The following is a 24,626-nucleotide window of genomic DNA, read 5'->3' as shown; positions in this document are numbered from 1 at the left end:
CCTGATCGGGCCGCCTCTGAACTAAGCCGCCTTCCGCCGTGCCTCTCGCTGGTGCGAAATTAAAAGGGCCTGCTGTACAATGTAGAAGGTCAGTAAAATGGCCGCGTTAAGCTCGAAGACTTCTTCCATGGCGGAGAGAACGCGCGACGATGTGCCGGCGTCGATGACCTGCGCCAAGCCGATGAATCCGACATGCAGGAAGAGCAGAGCATGGCCGGATAGCTGGGTCGCAGTACCACCGATACCCTTCATCAGGGCGAATGTCATCAGTCCCATCGACACCACAAGCATCAGGCCCAGCCACAGCCAGGCGATATCCTGGTTGAAGCCGCGCAATAGCCGGTATGCAAGGATCAGCAGGTCGTGAAAGCCGTCCAACTGCCCGCCACCATAAAGCGGAAGAGGCTCAAATCCGAATAGCCTTGATCCGAAGCTGGTTTCATCCATTAGCTCGGCGAACCCGATCAAGCCCGCCAGCAGAAGCGGTATCCGCAGCCCCAAAGTCCCAACCAAAACTGCTGCCCCGAGCACTGCTGCGATCAGGAACACGACGCTGCCCATTTCGATGATACCGTCTTCCTGCAACAGCAAAGGCCGGATGTCAGGTGACAGAATAGCGACCAGCGCGGCAGAGACGGTAACAATTCCGACCGTGACTAAAGCGCAAATCCGAACATGGAATTGGCTTGACGGGCTTAGGCGGTTCTCGATGGTATCGCCTTGCGTTACCCCGCTGCTATCTGTCGGATGCATTATTTGCGCCACGATCATCTCCCGTAACAGCATCGTCACGGAACCGTCATGTAACCTCCGTTTTAGGCAAAGGAAGGGCAGCCGGCAAACGCGGCCGCCTCGCAAATGGCGTTCCCGCACTCTGGCGGGAGGAATTGCCTTGCCCGCGCTGGCTAACCGCTGAACATCTAGCTCCTGGGGTGTGGGGCACTTGGCGGGCAACTGGTTGCGCAGGTCCGATTTGAACGGACGACTCTGGATTTGGATATCAGCGAGCTACCGGGCTGCTCCGTCCTGCTGAAAAGACGGCGTCGTTGGAACAAAAGGATGCGCGCTTCTGTTCTGTTTATTGGGCACTTAAACAGAAGGACGCGTTAGATGAAAAACCGCTTGTTGATACTAGTCGCAGCGATTTCGATGACCGCTGGGTCCGCATTTGCTGCCTGTCCTGATAAGTCGGCATCAAATAGCGGGACTGAGCAAACCGCCGGTATTTCCAAGGACGGCACACACGCTCCGCTCGAGAAGCCGAAAGCGGAAAACGATGCCAATAATGCCGTCAAAAAGGACGGTAACACTATGCCGCTCGCAACTGAGGAAGGCGGTGGCGACAAGAACTTGGCCACATCTCAGCAGGATGTTGAAGCCCAGCAGCAGGGTGACCAGACCGCCGCTGCCAAGGTTGATGACGAAGCGTGTAAAGATTGAGCCGAGACAGATCATCGGGAGTCAACGGCTACCCTAAAACGCAAAACCCGCCTCTCAGTCGGGGCGGGTCACCGGCGCAACTCTGCGCATGAACAACTATCTGCCATAGCTGCCGTCAGGTGTCAACTCCGTTTCGGCTCCGAAACATTGGCATAGTGGAGAATGAGCCTTTCGAGCCCGGTGCGCAGGAGTTGGGCAGGGATATCTCGGACCACGTTTTCCTTGGCCGCCAACTCCAGGACTACGAAAGCAGCGACTTCAGTTGGAGGGCGACCCAGCACGGCCCGATCTTAGGCACGACCATAGAATTCTGATGCTGCCGAACTCGATGAGCGGATTCGCTCGGTTCTTGCCATGATGGTTCAGGCCATCGCGCTGTTCCTGCCCCGCCGCAGGCCGTATGGCAGGTGTGAAGCATGGCGGTCATCGCCTGCTTCACATCGACGGTCACCGGCGTGAGACGGTCATGCATCTCGACTGCAGTGAAGGCAGTGCAGCCGACCTAAGCGGCCGAACGGTAAGCGTACACGGCAGCGTGGCGGAGAAGCGCAAAGGAGCCGCGCAGAGAAACTGCAATTATTTCGGCGTAGGGCAAGACGCTCGTGAAGAACGCCTGGTCAAAACGCGAAGATCTCGCACTATGCGGCGGCGGCTGAACGGCAGACGGGCGGCCTTCGAAATTAACCCAAAATAAGTCAGTACTGGCCGTATATCGATCCGGACGGTGATGCCGTCATGTTTCAAGTACAGTGAGAACACACATGCTGACAAAACATTGCATAGCAATGGCCATCCTCTCCATTTCGCTTTCCCTAGGCTGTTTCGGCGGCGTCAGCGCCGAAGGCCTCGCGCCGGGAACGCCTGCGGTGTTGAAACCTGCCACGCCGGCCGCGCTGGAGGCCACCGACGTTCCTGGCATCGGCAGTCTCGGCAAGTGGATGATCGATCCGGACGGCGTGGCGGCGCAGTGGGGTGGCGAAACCTTCGAGGGCAAGACGCTGCGCGAACCGATCAACGTCGTTTTCATCGACGCCCGCGCAAATGACGCCGCCGACGCCAAGGTCCGCCTGATCGAGGCGATGACCCGTGCCGGCTACCCCTCGCGCTTCCATCACTCGTCAGGCTATCGCGGCGTGATCGACGGGCAGGTTTATGGCCAGTTGCCGGAACAAGACGGCCACGCCTTCTCCACGCACCTTTATATATTCGACAACAATCACGCCCGCGTCTTCGGCCCGCGGCAGACCGACGCTGGCTGGGTTTTCATCGCCGCGCTGAGCCATGAGAACGTCGACTACCAGAAGCGCGAACACGTGTACTCCTCGTTCGCACGCGCGCGGGACGAACTCGCCGCAGCGCTCACCGAGAAAACCGCCTACCAGCTCGCCGAATCCGTCCCGCTTGGCAACGGGAGTGGCGCGGACTTCACGACCGGCGACCATGACGGTAACGCCATCGTGTTGCGGGCACCGTGATCTACCAGGCACTCGAGGACGGTCTATTCTGGAGGATGGCCGTCCATGAGCTGAATTGGCGATCCTTGAACTGAGGCGGCTGCCGAAGTCGTATTGAGGCTCGAGGAGATCGCGTCGGAACCATGCCATGTCCGATCGCAAATCTCCACGCAGCGTTGCCACGCGATGGGCGGGCATCATAGCTGCCGTCATCTTTCAATCGTGACGTGATGCCTGCTGGTTCCGGTAGTGGACAACCAGTCGCTCCAGACCCATGCGCAGGAGCTGGGCAGGGATATCGCGCACCACGCTTTCCTTGGCCGCCAGTTCGCTGATCGACATGCCGAGGCCGCAGATGGCGTCGAGCACCACGACGATCTCGGGATAGCCCACGGCCTCCCGCGCATCATGCATGGCAGCATGATTGTCGAGCAGCCGGGCCGATATCGATGCTGTCATTCCTCCACCATCGACGCGCTCTTGGAATGTTCCCGTTTTCAATCCCTCTCGTGCGGCCAGTTCGAAATCCTCCCGATACCGCAGGCCGGCACCACGCTGCCTATCCGTCAGGGACAGGATACCTTTCAGGGGATCGATCTTGCGGACCCGGACGATGCCACCGGTGCTGATATGCCCGTCGTTGCTGACCACCTCGTAGACGCGCCTAGCGTCGACCGATCCGGCGATGAGGCGCGTTCGGCCGTGCTCGTCCTGCTTCAATGCGAAATCGTGGCCCAGATCGCGACGGATGCGGACCTGATCGGCCTCGCCCTTCGGCATTTTCGACACCTTCGGCTTGGCCGCTTTTGTCGCGGTCTTGGACTTGGTCAATCGTCGGCCCTCCAATAGAGCTTGTATTGCTTAGGTTTTTTGTAGAGGCGACCGCCGCGATATTCGTAAGTGCCGTACTCGGCACGACGGATGACGGAACGCTGGCGATGCTCAGCAAGTCGGGTTCCGGTCGGTCGCCATTCGATAATGGGTGACCACGTCCAAAGTTTCTCCGGTGGCTCGATCTGGTACCAGTCGTTGCCGTCGTTGAAGAACCGACGATGCCCTTGATCCGTTGCCATGCCGTGATAGCTGGTCCGCAATTCGCAGATCATGCCGATCATGTCGTCGGTGATGGTCGCGATCGGCCGCCATGGGTTTTCGCGGTCGTAGGCTTCACGCGCCTTGCGCTCGGCTATGGTCATGCAACCTCCTGCCGAGGTGCGCGTTTACGCGGCGCGTAAATCGGATCAGGGAGGATGTCATGAGGTTCACGACTAGCGTGTGGGTGAAGGACGGCGAGTTGGGCGTTACTCCAATCACAACCGTGGAAGAGGCTGCCGCAATTATCGGGGCCTATCCCAACAATGCTGATCATCCATTCGCATATGTCGCGGGCAAATCGATTGAGTCCGCCAAAGCTGGGCATATAAAACCGGACCAAGCGAAGCCGCATTTCCTCGACTTTTGCGAAAAAGCGGGGCTGCTCGCCGAAGACAGAATAGCGCTTTGAACTGACGCTGCAGGTGATCGGACGACAAGAGTGTACAGGCAAGGCTGTGGTGCGCTTCATGCCGCCACATTCGCTGGCTGCCAGCTCGCCACCCGATGCGGTCGGTGACGAACGGCGATATTGATAGGGTAGACGTGACGCGGTGTCATTTGCCGTCACTCCCAAGGGTTTTATAGCTATCGGGCACCGCACGAAAACGACGGTCAGCTCCGATGAATTCAAGCTTCACCGAACCCGGCCGACCGCACATGGGCTGGCGTCTGATCTTCTTGGAAATCAGGAAGGTGCAGTCCTTTTCGAAGTCGCGGTAGACGACAAGGCCAGCATCGGCCTTGTTGCGCCAGTGAGCACTGCCGGCGAGGTCATAGAGGCCGGGAACCGGCTCCTTGCCGTCGCTGTCGGCACGAAGCTTCGTCGGGTGGATGATCATCCAGACCGTGCAGCCGTGGTGCTTGGCGAACTTCTTGCACTTCGAGATAAGCTGCGAGACGAACTCGGTTTCGGTCTGCTTGTCGGGCCGGGAAGCCTCAAGCTCGTTGTAGGGATCGATGACGATGTTGGTAACGCCGTAGCGCGCACTCATGATGCGCCGCCTTTCGGGGCGAACATGTTGTCGTCGCAAGTCAGGCGGCCGCTGAGATGGATGCCGATAAAGCGGCAATCTTCATTACTGGTGTAGATGCCGCTCGCCTGAACGACGGCCCTAGTACCCCCATCCTCGCGGATAAGTCGCTCAAGCTCACGCATATGCCAAATGACCCGTTCGCGCGTCGTCATTTCTGACTCGGCAGCAACTGCCGGCACCGCGACGGCGAGAGCGGCACCAGCCGTCGCCGTATGGAGCAGAAAGCATCTGCGGTTGATTTCAGGTGTGGAAATGCTATGTTCAATCATCATCTTTCCATTCCTTATGCGGGTTGGTGGGTGACATGGCTCGGCGAGATTGCAGTCTCGGCCGGGCCTTTTGCTTTCATCTGCTCGCGAATGGCGCGGACAATCTGCGCGTTCTTCGACGTAAAATCGGCTTTCGCCTCCTGTTCCAAAAAGCGCATGGCGTCAGCAGGTAGCCGAACCGTCATGCGGGTTTCTTCGATGTCCAAAGCAACCTCCTGTTTACCAATTTTCATGATGCCTACTTGGCATCACTAGATTGGTATGGCATCGACATGCCGATGATGTCAAGTCGGCATCATTCCGATTTGGCAGTATCTGTGCATAAAGCGTGCGCCGAGGAGTTTTCGTGATGGCTGATGATCAGGACGACCGGTTTCCGAGCGAGCGGATGGAGCGATTCATTGTGCGTATGCCTGACGGGATGCGGGAAATGATCAGGGAAGCCGCTGATTCAAACGGCAGGTCTATGAACGCGGAGATTGTCGTGCGGTTAGGCCAGTCGTTCGCAAAATGGCCGCCTATACACATTCCCTTTGACTTGTACGACAGAGCGGTGACCTCACCTGTGGAGGTTCGGGAGAAGGTGGAGAAGCTGATCAGCGACGCGGCGCTTCGGATAATCGAAGACGCTTACCCTGCTCCACACCAATCTTCGTGGCCGCTTCACGACTTAGATATGCGTGTACTACAATGGCACTCGGGCGATTGGCATCCTGTCGACTGGGATACTTGGATGCGCTTTAGAGCCGACGACAATGCTCCCGTCCTTGAGCGAAGAATGACTGATGCACAGAACTATTTTGTAGTTCTTGTTTTTGATGAGGATAGATTTCTCTGCAATATCATCCCGCACAATTATATATTTAGAGAAGGAAATTTCGTAGGTGCAGCGTTCGAACGCCTCAATGAAGATGAGAGGCAAGAATATAATCGCTATATGATTGCCTCGACCGACACCGAGCAGGACCGAGCCAGAATTCGTGATCTTCGACGTAAGATGGAGCCTGCCTTGTCACTTCCTCCAATCTCAATCGAAAAGCTCCGAGAGAAATTGAAAGGCCTAGCGCCCGATGATGAACTCGAAGGCCTTTTGGAACGGGTCTCTTGATTCAACGTTTGCCACTTTGCATCGTCCTGATGCAACTTCGTCCCAAGCCTCCATCGCCTTCCCCGCTGATCAAAATGCAATGACCCGGAAACTCGATCTTACCGCTCGACAGGTTACCGCCCTTTGCAAAGGCGCTGCCCGTGCCGGGTACGTCCCGATCGTGAAGATCGGCGATATTTCCATTCACTTGGTGCCGCAGGATGATGCGCGTGTCTCCAGCACGGCCACGACCGACCTAGACGACGAACTTGAAGAATGGGAACGCACCGTTCGCGACAGACCACTGCGACCCATCTTGGGTAGGACGGCAGTTCTGTCGAGATCGGATAAAGAACATCGGCATAGTGTTGAGACATCGGCTCAGCGCGACGCCAGGCACGCGAAAGTTCGGACGCAATGGGAAAAAGATATTCTACGTAGCGAACTGGACCACCGTGAAGATCGGGTTATGGAGCAACTCATTTCGCGCCCTGATGAACCTCAGCACGTATCGACGATTGCCGGTGCTGGGCCAGCGACGGTTGCCTGCAGCCTTCTTGTTCCAATAGCCGCGCGAGGGACAAGGCACCTCCAGGCGTTTGCAGATCTTGGCGAGGCCCGTGGTCATATCGCTGATGACGCCCTTGCGGATGCTTGGGAACAGGTAGCCGTCGCGGGCATGGCGGCGGGCTTCCTCGATCACTGCCAGCGCTTCGGTCGATAGTGGCACCCGGAAATCCGCCGTAGCGTCCTTCCTGCCCTTCATCATCTCGGCCGGGATCGTCCACACGTCGCCGTCGATCTGGTCTTCCCGGATGAAGCGCAGCGGGCCGGATCGAACGCCAGTGAGGATCAGGAGCCGCAAGGCAAGGTGTGTAACCGTGCCGTCGCTCAAGGTCTTGTAGAAGGCGGGCACGTCCTTCCACGGCAGCGCGGGGATATTCTCGGCCTTGTGGCGGGTCTTGCCCAAGAGGGCGCGGGCCTTGGCCGTCACTTGCAAGTCCACGTCGAGGCCGAGCGCAGCGGCGTGCCTCAAGCAGATGGTCAGGCGGCTGAGCGCTTTTTGCGCAGTCTCCGCCTTCGTGTGCCAGATCGGTGCCAGCGTGTCGCGAATGTCTTTCTGATCGAGGTCGGCGACCGGCACCTTGCCCAGCTTCGGCAGGATATGAAGTTCCAGCGGCGTGTACCACCGCCCTGCCTTGCCGTCGCCTTTCAGTTCCGCCTTGCGTGCCTCGAAAGCATCCTCGGCAACATCTTTCAGCAGGTGGATTTTTCGGGAATCCTCGCGACGCTGGCGTTCGCGCTGCTTGATAGGGTCCATTCCCGAGCGAACCACCTTGCGGCACTCGCTGGCTGTCTCCCGCGCTTCCTTAAGCGACACATGGGTTGCGGAGCCTAAACCCATCTCCCGACGCCGGCCGTGGATCGTAAAACGGAGCACCCATTGCGCACCATTTTCGCGCTTATAAATCCACAGCCCGCCACCATCGGCATGTTTACCGGGAGGGAGGGATGCAATACCCTTCACGGTCAGTCGGTTCATCACTCCCATGGCTGCTCAAACCCCCGTTTTCACGTCCCCCGAATTGTCCCCTTCTATCGGTGCGCTACAGGGCGATCACGTGAGAAAGGGAGCAATAGCAGGAAACCGAATAAGAAAGCAGCATCAAACACTTTGAGAAGGATAGAGACAAGGAGAAAAGCACAGCAATTACAATGGGATGCGTCTCATCCGCACCAACTTCTTTATCTCACGCCAGTTCGCTTCGCTCACGCCTCCATGGGGCGGCCTGAACGGCCGACGGGCCGTCGCCCTTGCGAACCCGATGGGTTCGACTCCTTTTCTGGCCGTCGCTCCGACGCTCAATAAAGCGGTTCTTCAAACAGTGTCTTGTCGCCGTCCATCAGCGCCTTGATCTGGGCTGTGCCATCCTTGGCGAGCGCCACTTTGATGGCGAAGGGGCGGACACGCATGTCGTTCTGGATAGCCAGCCCCTCGCCTTCCGGCAGGTAGAAGCGCTCGATGCCGTAGTCGGGCGAGACGGTAGCATCGGGGTTTGACGCGATATCCCAGCCGGAGGACAGGTTTCCGGCAATGTCCGCCTCGCCCGGCGCGGCCGCATCCGGAGCCTTGTCGAGCCACGCTGCGGTTGGATGCCAAAAGCCGTTGGCATCCTTCTTCAGCCGGACGACAATCGAGCCATCGTGGCTCACATATCCACCGGTGGGCGCATTGGCGATCAGTTTCACCGGAATGCGGGAAATCTCGTAACCCAGATTGATGAAGTCGCCGCGCAGAAGGTCGCGCGGGTCCACCGGCTCGACCTTGAGCAGCACCTCCGTGCCGTTGCGCAGGATCGCCGCCCGCCCGGCGATGATCCAGCTCAAAAACCCGATCTGGGCAAGCGCCAGCACCAGAGCCGACACAATCAGTCTTTTCCCGGTCATCATGCGACGGCTCCCTTGATGGAAGGCGCTCTTTTCATGCGCTTCTCGATCTGGATGATGGCGAAGGCCAGCACAGCCAGGATGACCGCGGCGGCAAGGAAGAAGCCGGCCGTGCCCAGCATCGTTTCCATGGTGACCGCGTAGATCAGGCACAGTTCCAGTGCGAACGCCAGATAGGCGAGCCAGCGCACGGCTCGGCTATCGCGCCCTGCCAGCACGATTGCCGCAGCGATGCCGGCAAGCACGATGGCGGCGGAAACGGCAAAGCCGCCATCTTCGATCAGGTCGATCTGTATCATCGCCATGCCGGTAAGAAAGCCGATCAGCGCATGCAGCGGCAGCCGCCCGCCCAACTGGACGATCTTATCGACCTGCTCCGGGGCAAGCGACGCAACGGCAAAAATACCGGCGCTGGCCACCGCCAACGTTGCCGCTATGCCGATCATGTCGTGATCGATGGCGAGCGTGGCGGCATAAAATATCAGCGACAGGATAATGAGGTGACGAGCCGGCTGGCTGCGTGTCCAGAACGACAGGGCGAACAGGACGATCGAGACAAGCACGAAGAAATGCGGGATTTGAAGGCTGCGGAACAAATCGAAGCTGCCCACGATCGAATAGACGAACCACGCATCGACAATTCCAACCGCCGCTACAGTCAGCGCGTTGGAGCGGAGCGCCAGGGCGGCCAGCGCCGTGCCGGCTCCCCACACGGCCATGGCCGAGGATTCGTCGCCCGGCAGGTGGTACATCTGGCCAATCAGGGCAATGGAGCCGCCAAACGCCGCAGCCGCAACGATCCAGAGTGCCTCCCCCAGTGCAGCGTGCTTGCGCGTCTTCAGCACCGCGCCGCCGACATAGCCGCCAAGGAGAAGGGCGAAAAGCAGCCCGACGCGCACGATGCGCGGAAAAGCTTCCCAGTTGGCCGCAATGAAAATCAGGATCGCCGCGCCGAACAGCAGTGCCGCCAGCATCGCCAGGATGGAACCGAAGCTCAGCGAACGACGCGCGTTGTCCTCAACGTCGCGGGCCAGGGCATCGGCGGTCGGCACATCGATAAGTCCCGATTGAACCCAGCGGGCGATATCCTGCCTGACGCGCACCGAATAGCCTGCCATACGGCTTTCCCTTCCAATTCATCAGCTTATCAAACAATCCGCACAAACGATTGACGTTACGTCGTTTTCTGATTCTGGCCGATTTGTGTCGGTACTGTGATTCAATTGCCATGTTGCATTGCACAAATGCATTGCTGCTATGCACCAATGGCACTTCCAAATCGATTTGGGTAAGCCTATCTATGCTTTGTACACAAGACGGAATGGTCCGAACGAAAGACGAAACGAGAGATATCATGAACTTGATCCGCAACTACCGCAACTGGCGCCGCTACCGGGAAACCGTTACCGAGCTGAACCGCCTGAGCAACCGCGAACTGACCGACCTCGGCATCAGCCGTAGCGACATCCAGTTCGTCGCACGCCGGTCGATCTAATTTTTTCGGACCGATAACGGTCCACACCTCGAAAAGAGAATTCCGATGAACCTGCTCCGCAACTATCGTAACTGGCGCGCTTACCGCGACACGGTGAACGAGTTGGGTCGCCTTTCCAACCGCCAGCTTTCCGACCTCGGCATCAACCGTGGTGAGATCGCTGCCATCGCCCGCAAGGCAGTTTAACGAATTTCGCCAGGGTCGACCTCCTCCCCGACCCTGACGAATACGGCCAGCCTCATCCTCCTCCCAGAGGCTGTCCACCCAAACGGCGCCCGCCGCACCTCCTCCCGCGGCGGGCGTTGTTTCCCAAGGGTCTCGCCCCCTTAAAACGGCGACGCAGAATTTCGTCAATGCCGACCTCCTCCCCGGCTATGGCGAATATGGCCGACCTTCACCTCCTCCCGAGGGTGGGCCAACAAAACGACACCCGCCGGTCCTCCCCCGGCGGGTGTTGTCGTTTTGGACGGCTTTTTTCCCATCCTCATCACTTCCACGCTGCCGATAGCGGTGTCGATTGCAATCATCCGGCCAAGCGACTATCTCGCATCCTCATGAGCATCAAACCAGTTTACGTCTCCATTCACGTCCCCATTCACGTCATTGGCGGCGGTCTCGCCGGTTCGGAAGCGGCATGGCAGGCGGCGCAGGCCGGCGTGCCGGTCGTCCTGCACGAGATGCGGCCCGTTCGCGGCACCGACGCGCACAAGACCGACGGGCTGGCCGAGCTTGTCTGTTCCAATTCATTCCGCTCCGACGACGCGCAATCCAATGCTGTCGGCCTGCTCCACGCCGAAATGCGGCTGGCCGGATCGCTGATCATGGCTGCCGCCGATGCGCATCAGGTGCCGGCGGGCGGCGCGCTCGCGGTCGATCGCGACGGGTTTTCGCAGGCCGTCACCGAAAAGCTCGAGGCCCATCCGCTCATCACCATCATGCGCGAAGAAATGGCCGGCTTGCCGCCGCAGGACTGGGATCAGGCGATCATCGCCACGGGACCGCTCACCGCCCCTTCGCTCGCGCAGGCAATAGCTGAAACCACGGGCGCCGATGCGCTCGCCTTCTTTGATGCCATCGCCCCGATCGTTCATTTCGACTCGATCGACATGAATATTTGCTGGTTCCAGTCGCGCTACGACAAGGTCGGCCCCGGCGGCACCGGCAAGGACTACATCAACTGCCCGATGGACAAGGCCCAGTACGAAGCCTTCGTGCAGGCGCTGGTCGAGGGCGAAAAGACCGAGTTCAAGCAATGGGAAGGCACGCCCTATTTCGACGGCTGCCTGCCCATCGAAATCATGGCGGAACGCGGCGCGGAGACGCTGCGCCACGGACCGATGAAGCCGATGGGCCTGACCAATGCGCACAACCCCGACGTGAAGGCCTATGCCGTCGTGCAGTTGCGGCAGGACAATGCGCTGGGCACGCTCTACAATATGGTCGGTTTCCAGACCAAGCTGAAGCATGCCGGGCAGGTCCGCGTCTTCCGCACCATCCCGGGGCTTGAGAACGCGGAGTTCGCGCGCCTCGGCGGCCTGCACCGCAACACCTATATCAATTCGCCGACGCTGCTTGATGCGTCGCTGCAGCTGAGGAGCCGGCCGGGCCTGCGCTTTGCCGGCCAGATCACCGGTTGCGAAGGCTATGTGGAAAGTGCGGCCATCGGCCTGCTGGCCGGGCGCTTCGCCGCCGCTGAGCGGCTGGGCGTGCACGCCTCGACGCCGCCGGTCACAACCGCGTTCGGCGCGCTGCTCAACCATATTACCGGCGGGCATATCGTTTCCGACGAAGAGCCCGGAAAGCGCTCGTTCCAGCCGATGAACGTCAATTTCGGCCTGTTCCCGCCCATGGAAGCGCCGAAAATCGAAGGCAAGCGCCTGCGCGGCAAGGAAAAGACGGTGGCCAAGAAGCAGGCGATTAGCGCCCGCGCTCTGGCCGATTGCCGGCAATGGTTGGGAATGGCGCACTCCGAAGCGGCGGAATAGGCGTTTAGCCGCCCCAGCCTCGGCTCGCACGACGATACAGCAGCCAGTGCCGGCGCAGACCGGACAGGCGGACCGTTTCGCGCAGCGGCGTCACGCGCGCGCTTTCCATCCTGTCCAGATAGGCTCCGGACAGAGCCAGCGGCAGGAATGCTGCCCGCAGCGAGGAAGGCAGCGCCACGGCACCGGTTTTGAACGCCGAAAAATGCTCCCGCGCCAGCGCGATCAGCGCCGCAACGGCGCGCTCGCCACCCGCGTCGCCTGCCAGAAATTCCTCGCGAGACGTGCCGACGGCAGCCAGGATGTCGGCGGGGATAAAACATTGCCTGCGCGCGCGATGCAGCGGCAGCAACAGAAGCAGGCCGGTCATGGCCTGGGCACAGCCGGCGCGGCCCGCAAGTTCGGCAAAACCAGGCGCCGCCGCTTTGTCCAACACCATGGCGGCAAGCTGGATCAGCGCCGAGGCCGTCTCGCCGCAATAGCCTTCGAGATCGGTACGCGACGGCATCGGATCGTCGTAGAGATCGAAGATTCGCGCCTCCAGATAGTTGTCGAAGGCCTGCTTGGGCAAATCATATGCTGCAATCGTGCGCTTTAGCGCATCGGCCAGCGGATGGCCGACAGCAGCCGCCTCATCGGCGGCAATGACATCACGCCACCATTGCAACCGCACTTCTCCAGGCAGCGGCTCGTGGATGCGATCGCGCACGCTGGCGATCTCGGCGTTGAAAGCATAAAGCGAAAACAGCGCATCGCGCTTGTCGGCCGGCGCATAGAGCGCGGCCAGATAGCGGTCATGGTCGGCGGCCCGCACCGTATCCATGATGATTTTCGCGGCGGCGTCCATCCTTAGAGCGCTTCATGGTTTGATGGGAACATTCTGCCGGCGACGGTTCGAGACAAGGTCGAGGAATTTGTCGATGGCCGCACTGGGGTGCGGTCGAGACGAAGGCCGAAGGATTTGGCTCGAAGCGGCCCGGCAGAATGATCCCATCTAGCCATGAAGCGCTCTAGTCAACGGCGATCAGCGCCGCCGCCACGGCGCGTTCTTCGGCCAGCAGCACGTTGTAGGTCCGCACCGCCGCTCCCGTCGACATCGGATCGCTGGCAATGCCGGCGTCCTTCAACGCCTTATGCAAAGAAGCCGGCAGCCGCCGCAAATCCGTACCGCAGCCGACCAGCAGGATTTCCACCTGTCCGGCCTCGGCAAAGAGCTTTTCGAAATCGCCTACCGTCAGTGCCGCCGCATCGGCCGGCTCCCAGCCGTGAATGCCGGAAGGCAGGCACAGGAGCGAGCCGCGATGCGACATGTCGGCAAAGCGGAAGCCGCCATTGCCATAGGCTTCTATCGGCGCGCGCCCCGGAAAAAACGCCTCGCGGATGATGATGCCCTGCCCCATTACTTGGCGGGCAGTTGCTGCGCTGCATCTCCCGCCACAGGCCCGGCAGTCGGGCGCAGATGGAACACGATGAGGATGGGTGCTGCGATGAAGATCGACGAGAAGGTGCCGATGAACACGCCGAACAGCATCGACGCGACAAAGGAACGAATGACCTCGCCACCCAGCAGGAACAGCGCAAGCAGCGCGAGGAAGGTGGTCACCGACGTCATCGTCGTGCGGGCCAGCATCTCGTTATCCGACAGATCCAGCAACTGACCGAGCGGCATTCTCTTGAACTTCCGCAAGTTTTCGCGAACGCGGTCGTAGATGACGACGGTATCGTTGAGGGAGTAACCAACGATGGTCAGGATCGCGGCGACCGTCGTCAGGTCGAATTGAAGCCCGGTCACGGAAAGGAACCCCAGCGTCAGGATAATGTCGTTGACCGTGGCCACGATAGAACCGATGGCGAACTGCCATTCGAACCGTATCCAGACATAGATCAGGATCGCGCCCATCGCCGCCAGCACGCCGATGATAGCCGCCCAGGCAAGTTCGTTGGACACGGTAGGGCCGACAAGTTCGGTGCGACGAATGTCGTAGGTGGAGGAAAGCGACTGCTGCGCATCGGTTACCAGGGTATTGCCGCCGGCGTCGGATTTCGCGCCGATACGAATGAGCGCGTCTGTCTCGGTGCCAAAACTTTGCACCTGTACTTCCTTGATCCCGGCAGCCGAAAGCCGTGAGCGGATATCGCCGACATCGGCATTGCCCGTTTTCGCCCGCACCTCCATCAGCGTTCCGCCGGTGAAATCGATGCCGAAGTTCAGCCCATGGGTGAAGAGCAGGCCAATGGAAGCAACGCACAGGCAGATGGAAACGATGAAGACCTGCAGGCGAACCTGCATGAAGCGGATATGCGTCACTTCCGGCACGAGCCGCACATAGCCCTTCGGCAGTTCCTTCGGGCGAGAGCGGCGTATCCATTCGGCGGCCAGCCAGCGCGTCAGGGTGAAGGCCGTGAAGATGGTGGTGACGATGCCGACAGCAAGCGTGATCGCGAAGCCGCGCACCGGGCCGGAGCCCAGGAAGAACAGGACGACGGCGGCGATGAGCGTGGTGAGGTTGGAGTCGAGGATCGTCGCGAGCGCCTTCTGGAACCCGATATCGACCGATTGAAGCACCGAACGCCCTGATCGCCGTTCCTCGCGGATGCGCTCGTAGATCAGAACGTTGGAATCCACCGCCATGCCGACCGTCAGAACGATACCGGCGATGCCCGGAAGCGTCAGCGTCGAGCCCATGATCGTCAGCACGGCGACGATCAGCGCCAGATTGAAGATCAGGGCGACGTTGGCGATCCAGCCAAGGAACCCGTAGGCTGCGACCATGAAGACGACGACGAGGATCGAGCCGATCAGCGCCGACATCTTGCCGGCCCTGATCGAATCCTGGCCAAGGCCTGGACCGACCGTGCGCTCCTCGATCACCGTCAACGTTGCCGGAAGCGCGCCGGCGCGTAGCAGAACCGCGAGGTCGTTGGCGCTCTGGGCGGTGAAATTGCCGGAAATCTGGCCCGATCCGCCCAAAATCGGCTCGTTGATGCGTGGCGCCGAAATCACATGATCGTCGAGGATAATGGCGAACAGCTTGCCGACATTCTGCTGCGTGGCCTGGCCGAAGCGGGTTGCGCCCTTTGAATCGAAACGGAACGACACGACCGGCTCATTGGTGCGCTGGTCGAAAGTCGCCTGCGCATCGACAAGGTTCTCGCCGGAAACGATGACGCGGTTCTCGATCAGATAAGGAACCGGTGGCTCGTCCTTGGAATACATGATCGTCGAACCCGCCGGCGGACGACCGTCGAGCGCATCCTGCACCGGCACCGACTGATCGACCATCTGGAAGGTCAATTTGGCGGTCTGGCCCAGAATATCCTTCAGCCGCTGTGGATCCTGAAGCCCCGGCACCTGAACGAGAATGCGGTCGGAGCCCTGGCGCTGGACGATCGGTTCCGTGGTGCCAAGCTCATTGACGCGGCGGCTGACGACTTCGATCGATTGGGCAATCGCCGTCGACGTACGATACTGGATGCCGGCATCGGTGACCGTGAACCGCAACAACCCCGGCTCGGGCTCGTCCATCTCCAATTCCTGGACCGAACCACCGGTGAGCAGGCCGGCGGCTACCGGCGTCGTCAGCGTCTTCAACGCTTCCTTGGCAGCATCAATCTGGCTGGCATCGCGGATGCGGACCTGCACCGACCTTCCCGACCCGCTAAGGCCGGTATAGCCGACCTTAGCGTCGCGCAAGGCGGTGCGGATTTCGTCGCGCGCCGACACTAGGCGCTCCTTGACCAGATCGTTCGGGTCCATCTTGAGCAGGATGTGCGAACCGCCCTGCAAATCGAGGCCGAGCGTCACCTGCTTCTTCGGCAGCCAGTTGGGCAGCGAATTCAGCACCGACTGCGGGAAGAGGTTGGGAGCGGCAAACAGCACGCCAAGCAGGACAACTGCCCAGATACCGATGGTTTTCCAGCGCGAAAAATGCAGCATTGTTCGTTGTCCGTTCAGGCGTGCAAGCGGCTATCCGCCTTAGAGCGCAGTGCCTCCTTTGGGAGGCACAAAGGACGCTCTAACACTTTGTTTGAGCATCGGAATAATCCGAAAACCGTAACCCTTTTCGGTCCGATGCTCTAGATACGGTTACTTCTTGGCGTTCTGGTTCGCCACAGGCTCACCCTTGACGCGCACGTCGGCAATGGTCGAACGCAGCGCAGTCACCTTGGTGCCGTTGCCTAGATCGACCTCGAGTTCGTTGTCGTCGATGACCTTGGTCACCTTGCCGACAAAACCGCCGCCGGTGACGACCGTATCGCCACGCCGGATCGCCGACAGCAGTTCGGCGCGCTTTTTCATCTGCGTGCGCTGCGGGCGGATGATCAGGAAATACATGATTACGAAGATCAGCACGAACGGCAAGATGCTGATGAGCATGTCCGGAGAGGCGCCGCCGAAGCCTTGGGCATATGCCGGTGTTACAAACATCGAGGAACTCCTGGATTAGAAAGAAAGGCCGCAAAGCGGCCCACAAAGTTGGCCGGAATATAGTCGGTAAAGTTGTCAATGCAACTGTATCTCCGGCCGAATCCGCAGCTTTTCTGGCCTGTTCGCCCGTGTTAGAGGGTCATGCGCCGCCAATCCGAACGTAAAGTGACCCTATGACCGACAATGCCCTCGAAGCCTTGAATACGAAACTCGACCGCCTGATCGAGGCTGTTGCCCGTCTCGCGCCGGTCCCCGCGCCACAAACCGACCTTGCCGTCGCCGATTGCTTCGTCTGGCAGGCCGATCCCGGCTATCTGGAGCCGGTACACAAAGTCAATCGCGTCGAGATCGGCCTGATCCGCGGCGTCGACCGGGTTCGCGACATTCTCGTGGACAACACCGAACGCTTCGCCAAAGGCTACGCGGCCAACAACGTGCTGCTCTGGGGTACGCGCGGCATGGGCAAATCCTCGCTGGTCAAGGCGGTGCATGCCGAGATCAACGCCCAGGACAAGCAGAACCTCAAGCTGATCGAAATCCACCGCGAGGACATAGACACGCTGCCCCGGCTGATGATGCGGCTGAAGGCTGCCCCCTACCGTTTCATCCTGTTTTGCGACGACCTGTCGTTCGATCATGACGACACGTCCTACAAGTCGCTGAAAGCGGCACTGGAAGGCGGCGTCGAGGGTCGACCCGACAATGTCATCTTCTACGCCACGTCGAACCGCCGGCATCTTCTGCCCCGCGACATGATCGACAACGAGCGCTCGACCGCCATCAATCCGGGCGAAGCCGTCGAGGAGAAGGTGTCGCTGTCGGATCGCTTCGGCCTGTGGCTGGGTTTCCACAAATGCTCGCAGGACGACTATCTGGCGATGGTCGACGGCTATGTCGGGCACTACGGCCTGGAGATCGACGCCGACGCCTTGCGCGCGCAAGCGCTCGAATGGGCAACGACACGCGGTAGCCGCTCGGGCCGCGTCGCGTGGCAGTTTACGCAGGATCTGGCGGGGCGACTAGGCCAGCCGCTCAGGGACTGATGCCTCAAACTGATCCTCAATAAGAAAAAGGCCCGCTCCTTGCGGAACGGGCCTGGATGGCGGGCCGGACTGGAGGACAGACGGCCAGCAATCGTTCTCTATTCGAGGAATTTCCTGGGATCGACCGGCGCGGAATTCTTGCGCACCTCGAAGTGAAGCTTGGGCGAATCGGTGACGCCGCTCATGCCGGAGAGCGCGATTTCCTGTCCGCGCTTGACCTTCTGGCCCCGCGTGACCTGAAGCTCGCTGGCGTGGCCGTAAACCGTGACCAACCCGTCCTCGTGGCGCACCAAAACGGTATTGCCGAATTCCTTCAAGCCATTGCCGGCATAGATGACCACACCGTTTTCCGCGGCCTTGACCGGCGTGCCTTTCGGCACGGAAATGTCGATGCCGTCGCCTTCCTTGCCGGCGCTGCCGAACGCGGAGATGACGCGGCCACGAACGGGCCAGCGCATCTTGCTGATGCCGGTCGAATCCGGTGCATCGACGTCGGAGGCTTCCGCCTGCTGGATTACCTGGTTCTTTTTCGGCGGCGTATAGGACGCCAGCGTTTCGGTCGGCGTCGCCTTGGTGGCCTTCGGCGTCGACGCCGTTTTGACCGGATCGACCGCATTTGGCTTGGCGCTGGCTACCGCAGCAGCGGTGCCGCCTGGAATCTTGAGCGTCTGGCCGATCCGCAGCGCCCCGTCGGTCATGCCGTTCGCCTGCTTGAGCGAGGCGGTGCTGATTCCGGTCCGTCGCGAGATCGCCGAAAGCGTATCGCCGGACTGTACCGTATAGGTGCCAGGCAGCGCGCCCTTCTTCGGCGCGGTCGAAGCGGGTTTTGCGTTGCTGGAGACGATGAATGGATCGTTTGCATCGACCGGAGCCTGCGCCTTGTCGGCCTTCTGCTTCGGCGGCTGGGGCAGAACCGGCGCGCGCTTGTTCTCGTCCAGCGGCTGGGCGTTTGCGATGGCCGGCGCATTCGACTGCCCCTTGACCTTGTAGCCATAGGCCGGAATGACGATCTTGCTGCCGGTCTTGAGGCCGTTGGTCTCGCTCAGCCCGTTGACTTTCATGATGGCCTCGGCAGGCACGCCATAGCGGCGGGACAGGCCCGAAATCGTCTGGCCGCTCTCGACGACGATTTCGGTCGCCTCCTGCCTTGGCTTGTTGTCGCTCAATCGCGGCGCGTCGGCCTGCACTTGCTGGAACGGCTTGTTGACGGTTCCCGTCTTTAACGTGCGGTCGATGCGGGGTTCTGTTTCAACGGCTGCGGTGCGGACCGGCTGCGCGGCGGGTGCTGCCAATGCGGGGGCAGCTTGCGCCTGCGAAACCGGGGGCAGGCCTGAACGCCCTACCGGCGCTTCGCGGCTGACCGGCTGGATCGGCGCGGCGGCCATGGTGTCGCCGGGGAACGGCTGAGACTCCTGGCCGATGATGGAGCGCTGGTTCGACGTCGAGGCCGTTGCGACGCTGTCGAGGCTATCGCCGAAGCGGGCGACCTGCGAACTGCACGCCGAGGCGAAGCCCGCGACCATCAGGACGGCGCAGCCACGCGCCAGATTGCGGCTATTTGTCTTCAAAACGCTGAGTTGCATCGCGATAACCCACACATACCCGGTACCAACTGTGCATGATTAAAGCGCGTTAATGTTACTGGCGGGTTAAGCCCCTCGAATCCGAGGCTAATTTTATTAAAGAACAGCCGCCATGCCCGCCAGCATGGGCTGGAGGCGCACTGTGCCGATGTCCTCGCGCTCGAACCGGCTGCCGACCTTGATCAGCTTGGCCAGAACCTGCTCGCTCTCCTCCGGGCCGATGGGCGCGATGACGATGCCGCCGCTCGACAACTGGTCGAGCAGGAAACGCGGCAGGCTTTCAAAAGCCGCCCACACGACGATCCGGTCGAAGGGCCCTTCATTGACCAGTCCGTTGGAACCGTCCGCCTGGCGGGCGATGGCGTTTGTTATGCCGAGCGCCTCGAAGCGCTGCCGCGCCAGGTCGACCAGCGTCTTGTAACGTTCGATGGTGACGACGCGACCGGCAAGCCTGGCCATGACGGCGGCCGTGTATCCCGAACCGGTGCCGATCTCGAGCACGCGGTTGCCCGGTTCGATGGCAAGGGCGGCGATGACGGCGGCCTGCAAATCCGCGCCCTCGATCGCCTCTCCGCACTCGATCGGCAAAGTCCTGTCCGACCAGGCCACGGCGTGAAAATGACCGTCGATGAAGTTGCGCCGCGGCGTCGCCTCGAACGCGGCGATCATCGCCTTCGGCACCGTTCCCTTGCCGCGCAGCCGCAGCAGGAACGCCGCAAATCCCTCACGCTCGTCGGTGGCCAGGGTCATGGGTTATTCTCCGCCAATCGCTTTGGCCAGTTGATCGCGCACCTCGTGGGCCGTCAGGTCGAGATGCAGCGGCGTTACCGCGACCAGCCGGTTGTCCATCGCGTGAACGTCGGTCCCGCTCTTTCCCTCGCCCGCCTCGCGGCCGAAACGCAGCCAGTAGTAAGGCAGGCCGCGCCCGTCGCGGCGCTCCTCGACCGACAGCGAATGGACCATCTTGCCTTGCGTGGCGACAACCGTGCCGGCAATTTCGGCCGGCGCACAGTTCGGAAAATTGACGTTTAGCAGCACGCCTGCCGGCAGCGGCATGGCAACCAGCTTCTTCAGCAGCGCCGGGGCCAGCGCCTCGGCGGTCTCATAAGGCACGACGCGGTCTTCGCCGGAATAGTCGTAGGCCTGGCTGATGGCGATCGAGCGGATGCCGAGCAAGGCGCCTTCCATCGCGCCGGCCACCGTTCCCGAATAGGTCACGTCGTCGGCAACATTGGCGCCGGAATTGACGCCCGATAAAATGAGGTCGGGCAGGCCCGGCAGAATTTTCCGCGCGCCCATGATGACGCAATCGGTCGGCGTGCCGCGCACCGCGAACCGCTTCTCGCCAATCTTGCGCAAGCGCAGCGGCTCCGAGATCGACAGCGAATGCGCGTAGCCGGACTGGTCCGTCTCCGGCGCCACCACCCAGACGTCGTCGGAAATCGTGCGCGCGATCCGCTCCAGGCAGGCCAGGCCGGCATCGTGGATGCCGTCGTCGTTTACGAGGAGAATGCGCATTATTTCGATTCGATTCGTTCAACGCCGCCCATGTAGGGCCGCAGCGCTTCAGGAATGGTTACGCTGCCATCCTCGTTCTGGTAATTTTCCATGACCGCGATCAGCGCGCGGCCGACCGCCGTGCCGGAACCGTTCAGCGTGTGGACGAAGCGCGTCGCCTTCTCGTCCTTGACCTTGTAGCGGGCGTCCATGCGGCGCGCCTGGAAATCGCCGCAGACCGAGCAGGACGAGATTTCGCGGTAGGCGTTCTGGCCGGGCAGCCATACCTCGATGTCGTATGTCTTCTTCGCGCCGAACCCCATGTCGCCGGTGCACAACGTCATGGTGCGGAACGGCAGTTCCAGCTTTTTCAGCACGGCTTCGGCGCATTCGGTCATGCGCTCGTGCTCGGCGAGCGAGCTTTCCGCATCGGTGATCGACACCAGTTCGACCTTGTAGAACTGGTGCTGGCGCAGCATGCCGCGCGTGTCGCGCCCCGCCGAGCCTGCTTCCGAGCGGAAGCAGGGCGTGAGAGCCGTCATGCGCAGCGGGAGTTTTTCATGCGCCGTGATTTCCTCGCGCACCATGTTAGTGAGAGGGACTTCGGCGGTGGGGATGAGATAGCGCCTATCATAAGGATCGGCCATATCCAGTCCGGTTGCGAAAGTTTGAGCCAGATCATGAAGTGGAGAGTCAAACTTAGCCTCGGCCACCAAATCACGGAAGTGAGCCAACTTCAGCTTGTGCGAAAAAAGTTGAGTCGCTGCGAACAGATCTTCCTCGAACTTCGGTAGCTGCCCAGTTCCAAACATTGCAGCCGAATTCACCAGCAACGGTACCTGCATTTCCGTGTAGCCATGTTCGGTGGTGTGCAAATCGAGCATGAACTGGCCGATGGCGCGTTCCAGCCGGGCGAGCTGGCCCTTCAGCACGGTGAAGCGCGAGCCGGACAGCTTTGCGGCGCGCTCGAAATCCATCATGCCCAACGCTTCGCCGAGCTCAAAATGTTCCTTCGGCTTGTTGCCCATGCGCGGCTGGCGCTTTGCGATGAGTTCGTCGCCGAAGCGATGATCCTTTCGCTCGACATTGTCGTGCTCGTCCTTGCCGACCGGCACGTCGTCCAGCGGCACATTGGGCAGCACCGCCAGCACGTCGTTCAGCGCCTTGTCGAGTTCGCGCTCGCGCGCCTCGCCGTTCTGGATGAATTCCTTGATCTCGCCGACCTCGCTTTTCAGCTTGTCGGCAACGGCCGCATCGCCGTTGCGCATGGCGTTGCCGATCTCTTTCGAGGCGGCGTTGCGGCGTTCCTGGCTGGATTGCAGCCTGGTCAGATGCTCGCGCCGCGCCTCGTCTTTTGCGATCAGATCATCGACCGTCGATTGCGCCTCGCCCGTCGACCAAAAGCGCTTTTCCAGCGCTTCGACCAAAACCTTCGGGTTGTCGCGAATCCATTTGATATCGAGCATTTGAAACCGTCCTTCGTGGGCGAAAACGGGGTAAACCGCATCCTTGACCGATGCAAGCCTCCTCGCCGCCACGCTGCCTTTCGGGCAGGAAGGTGCGGGTAGATTTATTTTCGAGGGGGCGCTTCGTCCAACACTCCTCATCCGTCTCGCCGCTTCGCGTCGATCCACCTTCTCCCACAGGGGGAGAAGGCAAGCCCTGCATCGCCCGTACCGCAAATCACCGACGCTGTGATGGCAGAGCGACGTTGCCGTGCGCTCTTGCCTTCTCCCCTTGTGGGAGAAGGTGGATCGGCGAAGGCCGAGACGGATGAGGGGTGTCGCAAGCGAGAGCGCCCGAGGCGCTCTACTCCGAAGGCGTTTCGGCCTTTGCCTCGGCAGCGGCCTTTTCGGCGGCTTCTTCGGCCGCTTCCTTGGCTTCCTTTGCTACCTTCTCTTTCTCACGCGTCTTTTCGATCATCCGCGCCAGCCAGATCGAAACCTCGTAGAGAAGGATCGTCGGCAGCGCCAGGCCGATCTGGCTCATCGGATCGGGCGGGGTCAGCACGGCGGCGACGACGAAGGCGATGACGATGGCCCATTTGCGCTTGTCGGCCAGCGCCTTGGACGACAGCATGCCCACGCGCACCATCAGGCTGGTGACCACCGGCAGTTGGAACACCAGGCCAAAGGAGAAGATCAGCGTCATGATGAGGCTTAGATATTCCGACACCTTTGGCAGCAGCGAAATCTGCACCTGGTCGTCGGTGCCGGCCTGCTGCATGGCGAGGAAGAACCACATCACCATCGGCGTGAAGAAGAAATAGACCAGCGACGCCCCCAGCAGAAACAGCACCGGCGAGGCGATCAGGAACGGCAAGAACGCGTGGCGTTCGTTCTTGTAGAGGCCGGGCGCGATGAATTTGTAGATCTGCGTGGCGATCAACGGAAAGGCGATGACCATGCCGCCGAACATGGCGAGCTTGATCTGGGTGAAGAAGAATTCCTGCGGCGCCGTGTAGATCAGCTCGACCTTGTGCGGGTCGAGCCCCGCCCACTGCGTCGCCCATTTGAACGGGACGACCAGCAGGTTGAACAGTTTCTTGGCAAAGAAGAAACAGACCAGAAAGGCCGCGAAGAAGCCGCCGATCGACCAGATCAGCCGCCGGCGCAATTCGATGAGATGCTCCATGAGCGGAGCGGAGGATTTCTCGATTTCGTCCTTTTCGTCAACGCTCACTTGGTGGTTCCTGCCGTCTTTTTCTTCGTTGCGGCAGGCTTTTCAGCCACCTTCTTGTTCGTTGGGACGGGCTTTTCAGCCGGATTCTTGTTTGTTGAGGCCGGCTTTTCAGCCAACTTCCTGTTCGTTGAGGCGGGCTTTTCAGCCGCCGGGGCCACCTTGACGGCAACCTTCACGGGCGAGACCTTCGCGGGCGAGGCCTTGACAGGCGTCGATTTGGCAGGCGCGGCTTTTGCCGCTTCCGGTATCGCGGCTTTGGGCGCTGCAGTCTTTACCGTCTTTTTCGGGGCCGCCTTTTTTACCGGACTGTTGACCACTTCCGCCACGACGGACGAATCGGTCATTGCCGGGAATGCCGGCGTCGAGGCCGGTGCGTCGGAGCCGGGCAGTTCCGTCGCACCGTTCTTGAGCGGTTCGGCGGGGGTCGCCTCGGCGGCGGCAGGTTTCGGCTTCATCACATTGTCGACGCCGGCACGCACGTCGGCGGCGGCCTTTTCGAACGGATTGAGCTGCTTCCTGATTTCCGTCATCGGATTGAGGCCGCGCAGCGAATCCACCGACTTCTTGACGTCGTCGAGTTCGGCTTCCTTCAACGCATCGTTGAACTGCTTCTGGAAATCGCCCGCCATGCCGCGCAGCTTCGCGACCGTGCGGCCGAAGGTACGCAGCATCGCAGGCAAATCCTTGGGCCCGACGATTACGATCATGACGACCGCAATCACCAGCATTTCGCTCCAGCCGACTTCAAACATGGCACTTCAATCCGGTCAGACGCCGAGGGTGCTCAGCTCTTGCCGGCCTTTTCCTTGGCGGCGGCAACCGTCTCGTCGGCGCGATGCTCGACGGTGCGCTTGTCCTCGGCGGGGCGCTTGTCCTCGGCGACGTCGTCGTCGGCCATGCCCTTCTTGAAGCTCTTGATGCCTTTGGCCATGTCGCCCATCAGCTCCGGAATCTTGCCGCGGCCGAACACGAGCAGGACGATCACAAGGACGATCATCCAGTGCCAAATCGAAAACGAACCCATTGCTACTCTCTCTCGAATGTTTCCCGTAGGGATGATCTATGTGTTTTCGCGTTCGGTTTCAAAC

The 24,626-nt window shown here is 60.7% G+C and carries 26 protein-coding genes and 3 pseudogenes; 8 read left to right on the top strand and 21 right to left on the bottom strand.

The genetic code is table 11. The annotated features are described in order from the left end of the window. Positions 1 to 21: 21 nt before the first annotated feature. Complete coding sequence (locus ACX3P1_RS12225) at positions 22 to 792, bottom strand: hypothetical protein (protein WP_459079833.1); 771 nt, start codon at positions 790 to 792, stop codon at positions 22 to 24. Positions 793 to 1,110: 318 nt separating this feature from the next. Here ACX3P1_RS12225 and ACX3P1_RS12220 point away from each other — a divergent pair, with 318 nt between their 5' ends. Both ACX3P1_RS12220 and ACX3P1_RS12215 read left to right on the top strand, forming a co-directional pair. Further along, the gene (locus tag ACX3P1_RS12220; RefSeq protein ID WP_459079832.1) at positions 1,111 to 1,440 is read left to right on the top strand and encodes a hypothetical protein; all 330 of its coding nucleotides are present in this window, start codon (positions 1,111 to 1,113) and stop codon (positions 1,438 to 1,440) included. A 761-nt stretch (positions 1,441 to 2,201) separates the two neighbouring features. After that, positions 2,202 to 2,915: a hypothetical protein gene (locus tag ACX3P1_RS12215; protein ID WP_459079831.1), complete on the top strand. Its 714-nt coding sequence runs from the start codon at positions 2,202 to 2,204 to the stop codon at positions 2,913 to 2,915. A gap of 195 nt (positions 2,916 to 3,110) precedes the next feature. Here the strand turns inward: ACX3P1_RS12215 and ACX3P1_RS12210 are convergent, their stop codons facing one another. Both ACX3P1_RS12210 and ACX3P1_RS12205 read right to left on the bottom strand, forming a co-directional pair. Further along, the gene (locus ACX3P1_RS12210) at positions 3,111 to 3,725 is read right to left on the bottom strand and encodes a DUF6456 domain-containing protein (RefSeq protein WP_459079830.1); all 615 of its coding nucleotides are present in this window, start codon (positions 3,723 to 3,725) and stop codon (positions 3,111 to 3,113) included. After that, positions 3,722 to 4,090, bottom strand: a complete 369-nt coding sequence (locus ACX3P1_RS12205; protein ID WP_459079829.1) for a hypothetical protein — start codon at positions 4,088 to 4,090, stop codon at positions 3,722 to 3,724. The genes ACX3P1_RS12210 and ACX3P1_RS12205 overlap by 4 nt, the downstream gene beginning before the upstream one ends. Positions 4,091 to 4,188: 98 nt before the next feature. Between ACX3P1_RS12205 and ACX3P1_RS12200 the strand changes: the two genes are divergently transcribed. Then, on the top strand, positions 4,189 to 4,398 hold the full coding sequence (locus tag ACX3P1_RS12200; protein ID WP_459079828.1) for a hypothetical protein: 210 nt from the start codon (positions 4,189 to 4,191) through the stop codon (positions 4,396 to 4,398). A gap of 145 nt (positions 4,399 to 4,543) precedes the next feature. Here ACX3P1_RS12200 and ACX3P1_RS12195 read toward each other — a convergent pair whose 3' ends face one another. The 3 genes from ACX3P1_RS12195 to ACX3P1_RS12185 are packed head-to-tail and all read right to left on the bottom strand — an operon-like array spanning position 4,544 to position 5,498. Continuing rightward, a complete protein-coding gene (locus tag ACX3P1_RS12195; RefSeq protein ID WP_459079827.1) occupies positions 4,544 to 4,981 on the bottom strand; it encodes a P-loop NTPase family protein in 438 nt (145 codons plus the stop codon). Further along, positions 4,978 to 5,295 (bottom strand): hypothetical protein, encoded by a 318-nt coding sequence (locus ACX3P1_RS12190; protein WP_459079826.1) that lies wholly within the window; start codon positions 5,293 to 5,295, stop codon positions 4,978 to 4,980. Before ACX3P1_RS12190 ends, ACX3P1_RS12195 begins: the two co-directional genes overlap by 4 nt. Before the next feature lie 11 nt (positions 5,296 to 5,306). Further along, entirely contained in the window at positions 5,307 to 5,498 is a 192-nt protein-coding gene (locus ACX3P1_RS12185) for a hypothetical protein (RefSeq protein WP_459079825.1), read from the bottom strand. Positions 5,499 to 5,641: 143 nt separating this feature from the next. Here ACX3P1_RS12185 and ACX3P1_RS12180 point away from each other — a divergent pair, with 143 nt between their 5' ends. After that, positions 5,642 to 6,400 carry an Arc family DNA-binding protein gene (locus tag ACX3P1_RS12180; protein ID WP_459079824.1) on the top strand — a complete coding sequence of 253 codons (759 nt, stop codon included), beginning with the start codon at positions 5,642 to 5,644 and terminating at the stop codon, positions 6,398 to 6,400. Between the two features lie 568 nt (positions 6,401 to 6,968). Here ACX3P1_RS12180 and ACX3P1_RS12175 read toward each other — a convergent pair. The 3 genes and pseudogenes from ACX3P1_RS12175 to ACX3P1_RS12165 form a co-directional block, all read right to left on the bottom strand. After that, a pseudogene (locus ACX3P1_RS12175) lies at positions 6,969 to 7,931 on the bottom strand (tyrosine-type recombinase/integrase); the annotation flags it as partial. A gap of 311 nt (positions 7,932 to 8,242) precedes the next feature. After that, positions 8,243 to 8,830, bottom strand: coding sequence for a GDYXXLXY domain-containing protein (locus ACX3P1_RS12170; RefSeq protein ID WP_459079823.1), 588 nt, complete (start codon positions 8,828 to 8,830; stop codon positions 8,243 to 8,245). Continuing rightward, positions 8,827 to 9,945 (bottom strand): DUF2157 domain-containing protein, encoded by a 1,119-nt coding sequence (locus ACX3P1_RS12165; protein WP_459079822.1) that lies wholly within the window; start codon positions 9,943 to 9,945, stop codon positions 8,827 to 8,829. The genes ACX3P1_RS12170 and ACX3P1_RS12165 overlap by 4 nt, the downstream gene beginning before the upstream one ends. A 236-nt stretch (positions 9,946 to 10,181) precedes the next feature. Here ACX3P1_RS12165 and ACX3P1_RS12160 point away from each other — a divergent pair, with 236 nt between their 5' ends. The 3 genes from ACX3P1_RS12160 to trmFO all read left to right on the top strand — a co-directional run bounded on the left by ACX3P1_RS12160 (position 10,182) and on the right by trmFO (position 12,307). Continuing rightward, positions 10,182 to 10,322: a DUF1127 domain-containing protein gene (locus ACX3P1_RS12160; protein WP_459079821.1), complete on the top strand. Its 141-nt coding sequence runs from the start codon at positions 10,182 to 10,184 to the stop codon at positions 10,320 to 10,322. A 45-nt stretch (positions 10,323 to 10,367) separates the two neighbouring features. Then, complete coding sequence (locus tag ACX3P1_RS12155) at positions 10,368 to 10,508, top strand: DUF1127 domain-containing protein (protein WP_459079820.1); 141 nt, start codon at positions 10,368 to 10,370, stop codon at positions 10,506 to 10,508. Positions 10,509 to 10,876: 368 nt separating this feature from the next. Beyond that, positions 10,877 to 12,307: a methylenetetrahydrofolate--tRNA-(uracil(54)-C(5))-methyltransferase (FADH(2)-oxidizing) TrmFO gene (gene trmFO, locus ACX3P1_RS12150; protein ID WP_459079819.1), complete on the top strand. Its 1,431-nt coding sequence runs from the start codon at positions 10,877 to 10,879 to the stop codon at positions 12,305 to 12,307. Between the two features lie 4 nt (positions 12,308 to 12,311). On the opposite strand, the gene ACX3P1_RS12145 is transcribed toward trmFO, so the two are convergent. The 4 genes from ACX3P1_RS12145 to yajC all read right to left on the bottom strand — a co-directional run bounded on the left by ACX3P1_RS12145 (position 12,312) and on the right by yajC (position 16,733). After that, a complete protein-coding gene (locus tag ACX3P1_RS12145) occupies positions 12,312 to 13,151 on the bottom strand; it encodes a phytoene/squalene synthase family protein (RefSeq protein WP_459079818.1) in 840 nt (279 codons plus the stop codon). 163 nt (positions 13,152 to 13,314) lie between these two features. Further along, complete coding sequence (locus tag ACX3P1_RS12140) at positions 13,315 to 13,704, bottom strand: Mth938-like domain-containing protein (RefSeq protein ID WP_459079817.1); 390 nt, start codon at positions 13,702 to 13,704, stop codon at positions 13,315 to 13,317. Further along, positions 13,704 to 16,241, bottom strand: coding sequence for a protein translocase subunit SecDF (gene secDF / locus ACX3P1_RS12135; RefSeq protein ID WP_459079816.1), 2,538 nt, complete (start codon positions 16,239 to 16,241; stop codon positions 13,704 to 13,706). The genes ACX3P1_RS12140 and secDF overlap by 1 nt, the downstream gene beginning before the upstream one ends. Positions 16,242 to 16,391: 150 nt before the next feature. Further along, positions 16,392 to 16,733 carry a preprotein translocase subunit YajC gene (yajC, locus tag ACX3P1_RS12130; RefSeq protein WP_459079815.1) on the bottom strand — a complete coding sequence of 114 codons (342 nt, stop codon included), beginning with the start codon at positions 16,731 to 16,733 and terminating at the stop codon, positions 16,392 to 16,394. Positions 16,734 to 16,906: 173 nt separating this feature from the next. On the opposite strand from yajC, the gene ACX3P1_RS12125 reads away from it, so the two are divergent. Continuing rightward, the gene (locus ACX3P1_RS12125; RefSeq protein ID WP_459079814.1) at positions 16,907 to 17,776 is read left to right on the top strand and encodes an ATP-binding protein; all 870 of its coding nucleotides are present in this window, start codon (positions 16,907 to 16,909) and stop codon (positions 17,774 to 17,776) included. 98 nt (positions 17,777 to 17,874) lie between these two features. Here ACX3P1_RS12125 and ACX3P1_RS12120 read toward each other — a convergent pair whose 3' ends face one another. The 8 genes and pseudogenes from ACX3P1_RS12120 to ACX3P1_RS12085 form a co-directional block, all read right to left on the bottom strand. After that, positions 17,875 to 19,359 (bottom strand): peptidoglycan DD-metalloendopeptidase family protein, encoded by a 1,485-nt coding sequence (locus ACX3P1_RS12120; protein WP_459079813.1) that lies wholly within the window; start codon positions 19,357 to 19,359, stop codon positions 17,875 to 17,877. A 96-nt stretch (positions 19,360 to 19,455) separates the two neighbouring features. Further along, positions 19,456 to 20,109, bottom strand: coding sequence for a protein-L-isoaspartate(D-aspartate) O-methyltransferase (locus ACX3P1_RS12115; RefSeq protein ID WP_459079812.1), 654 nt, complete (start codon positions 20,107 to 20,109; stop codon positions 19,456 to 19,458). A gap of 3 nt (positions 20,110 to 20,112) precedes the next feature. Then, positions 20,113 to 20,877 carry a 5'/3'-nucleotidase SurE gene (gene surE, locus ACX3P1_RS12110; protein WP_459079811.1) on the bottom strand — a complete coding sequence of 255 codons (765 nt, stop codon included), beginning with the start codon at positions 20,875 to 20,877 and terminating at the stop codon, positions 20,113 to 20,115. Continuing rightward, positions 20,877 to 21,488: pseudogene (serS, locus tag ACX3P1_RS12105) on the bottom strand (serine--tRNA ligase); the annotation flags it as partial. The pseudogene serS and the gene surE, both read right to left, overlap by 1 nt. A gap of 123 nt (positions 21,489 to 21,611) precedes the next feature. Next, positions 21,612 to 22,322, bottom strand: a pseudogene (locus ACX3P1_RS12100) (serine--tRNA ligase); the annotation flags it as partial. 343 nt (positions 22,323 to 22,665) lie between these two features. Continuing rightward, the gene (gene tatC / locus ACX3P1_RS12095) at positions 22,666 to 23,490 is read right to left on the bottom strand and encodes a twin-arginine translocase subunit TatC (RefSeq protein WP_459079848.1); all 825 of its coding nucleotides are present in this window, start codon (positions 23,488 to 23,490) and stop codon (positions 22,666 to 22,668) included. Between the two features lie 44 nt (positions 23,491 to 23,534). Continuing rightward, complete coding sequence (tatB, locus tag ACX3P1_RS12090; RefSeq protein ID WP_459079810.1) at positions 23,535 to 24,290, bottom strand: Sec-independent protein translocase protein TatB; 756 nt, start codon at positions 24,288 to 24,290, stop codon at positions 23,535 to 23,537. A gap of 32 nt (positions 24,291 to 24,322) precedes the next feature. Further along, a complete protein-coding gene (locus ACX3P1_RS12085) occupies positions 24,323 to 24,562 on the bottom strand; it encodes a twin-arginine translocase TatA/TatE family subunit (RefSeq protein WP_459079809.1) in 240 nt (79 codons plus the stop codon). Between the last annotated feature and the right edge of the window lie 64 nt (positions 24,563 to 24,626).

It is taken from the genome of Mesorhizobium sp. A623, assembly GCF_054489405.1.
Note: the sequence above shows the minus strand (reverse complement) of the source record. Positions and strands in the feature narration are given on the sequence as shown.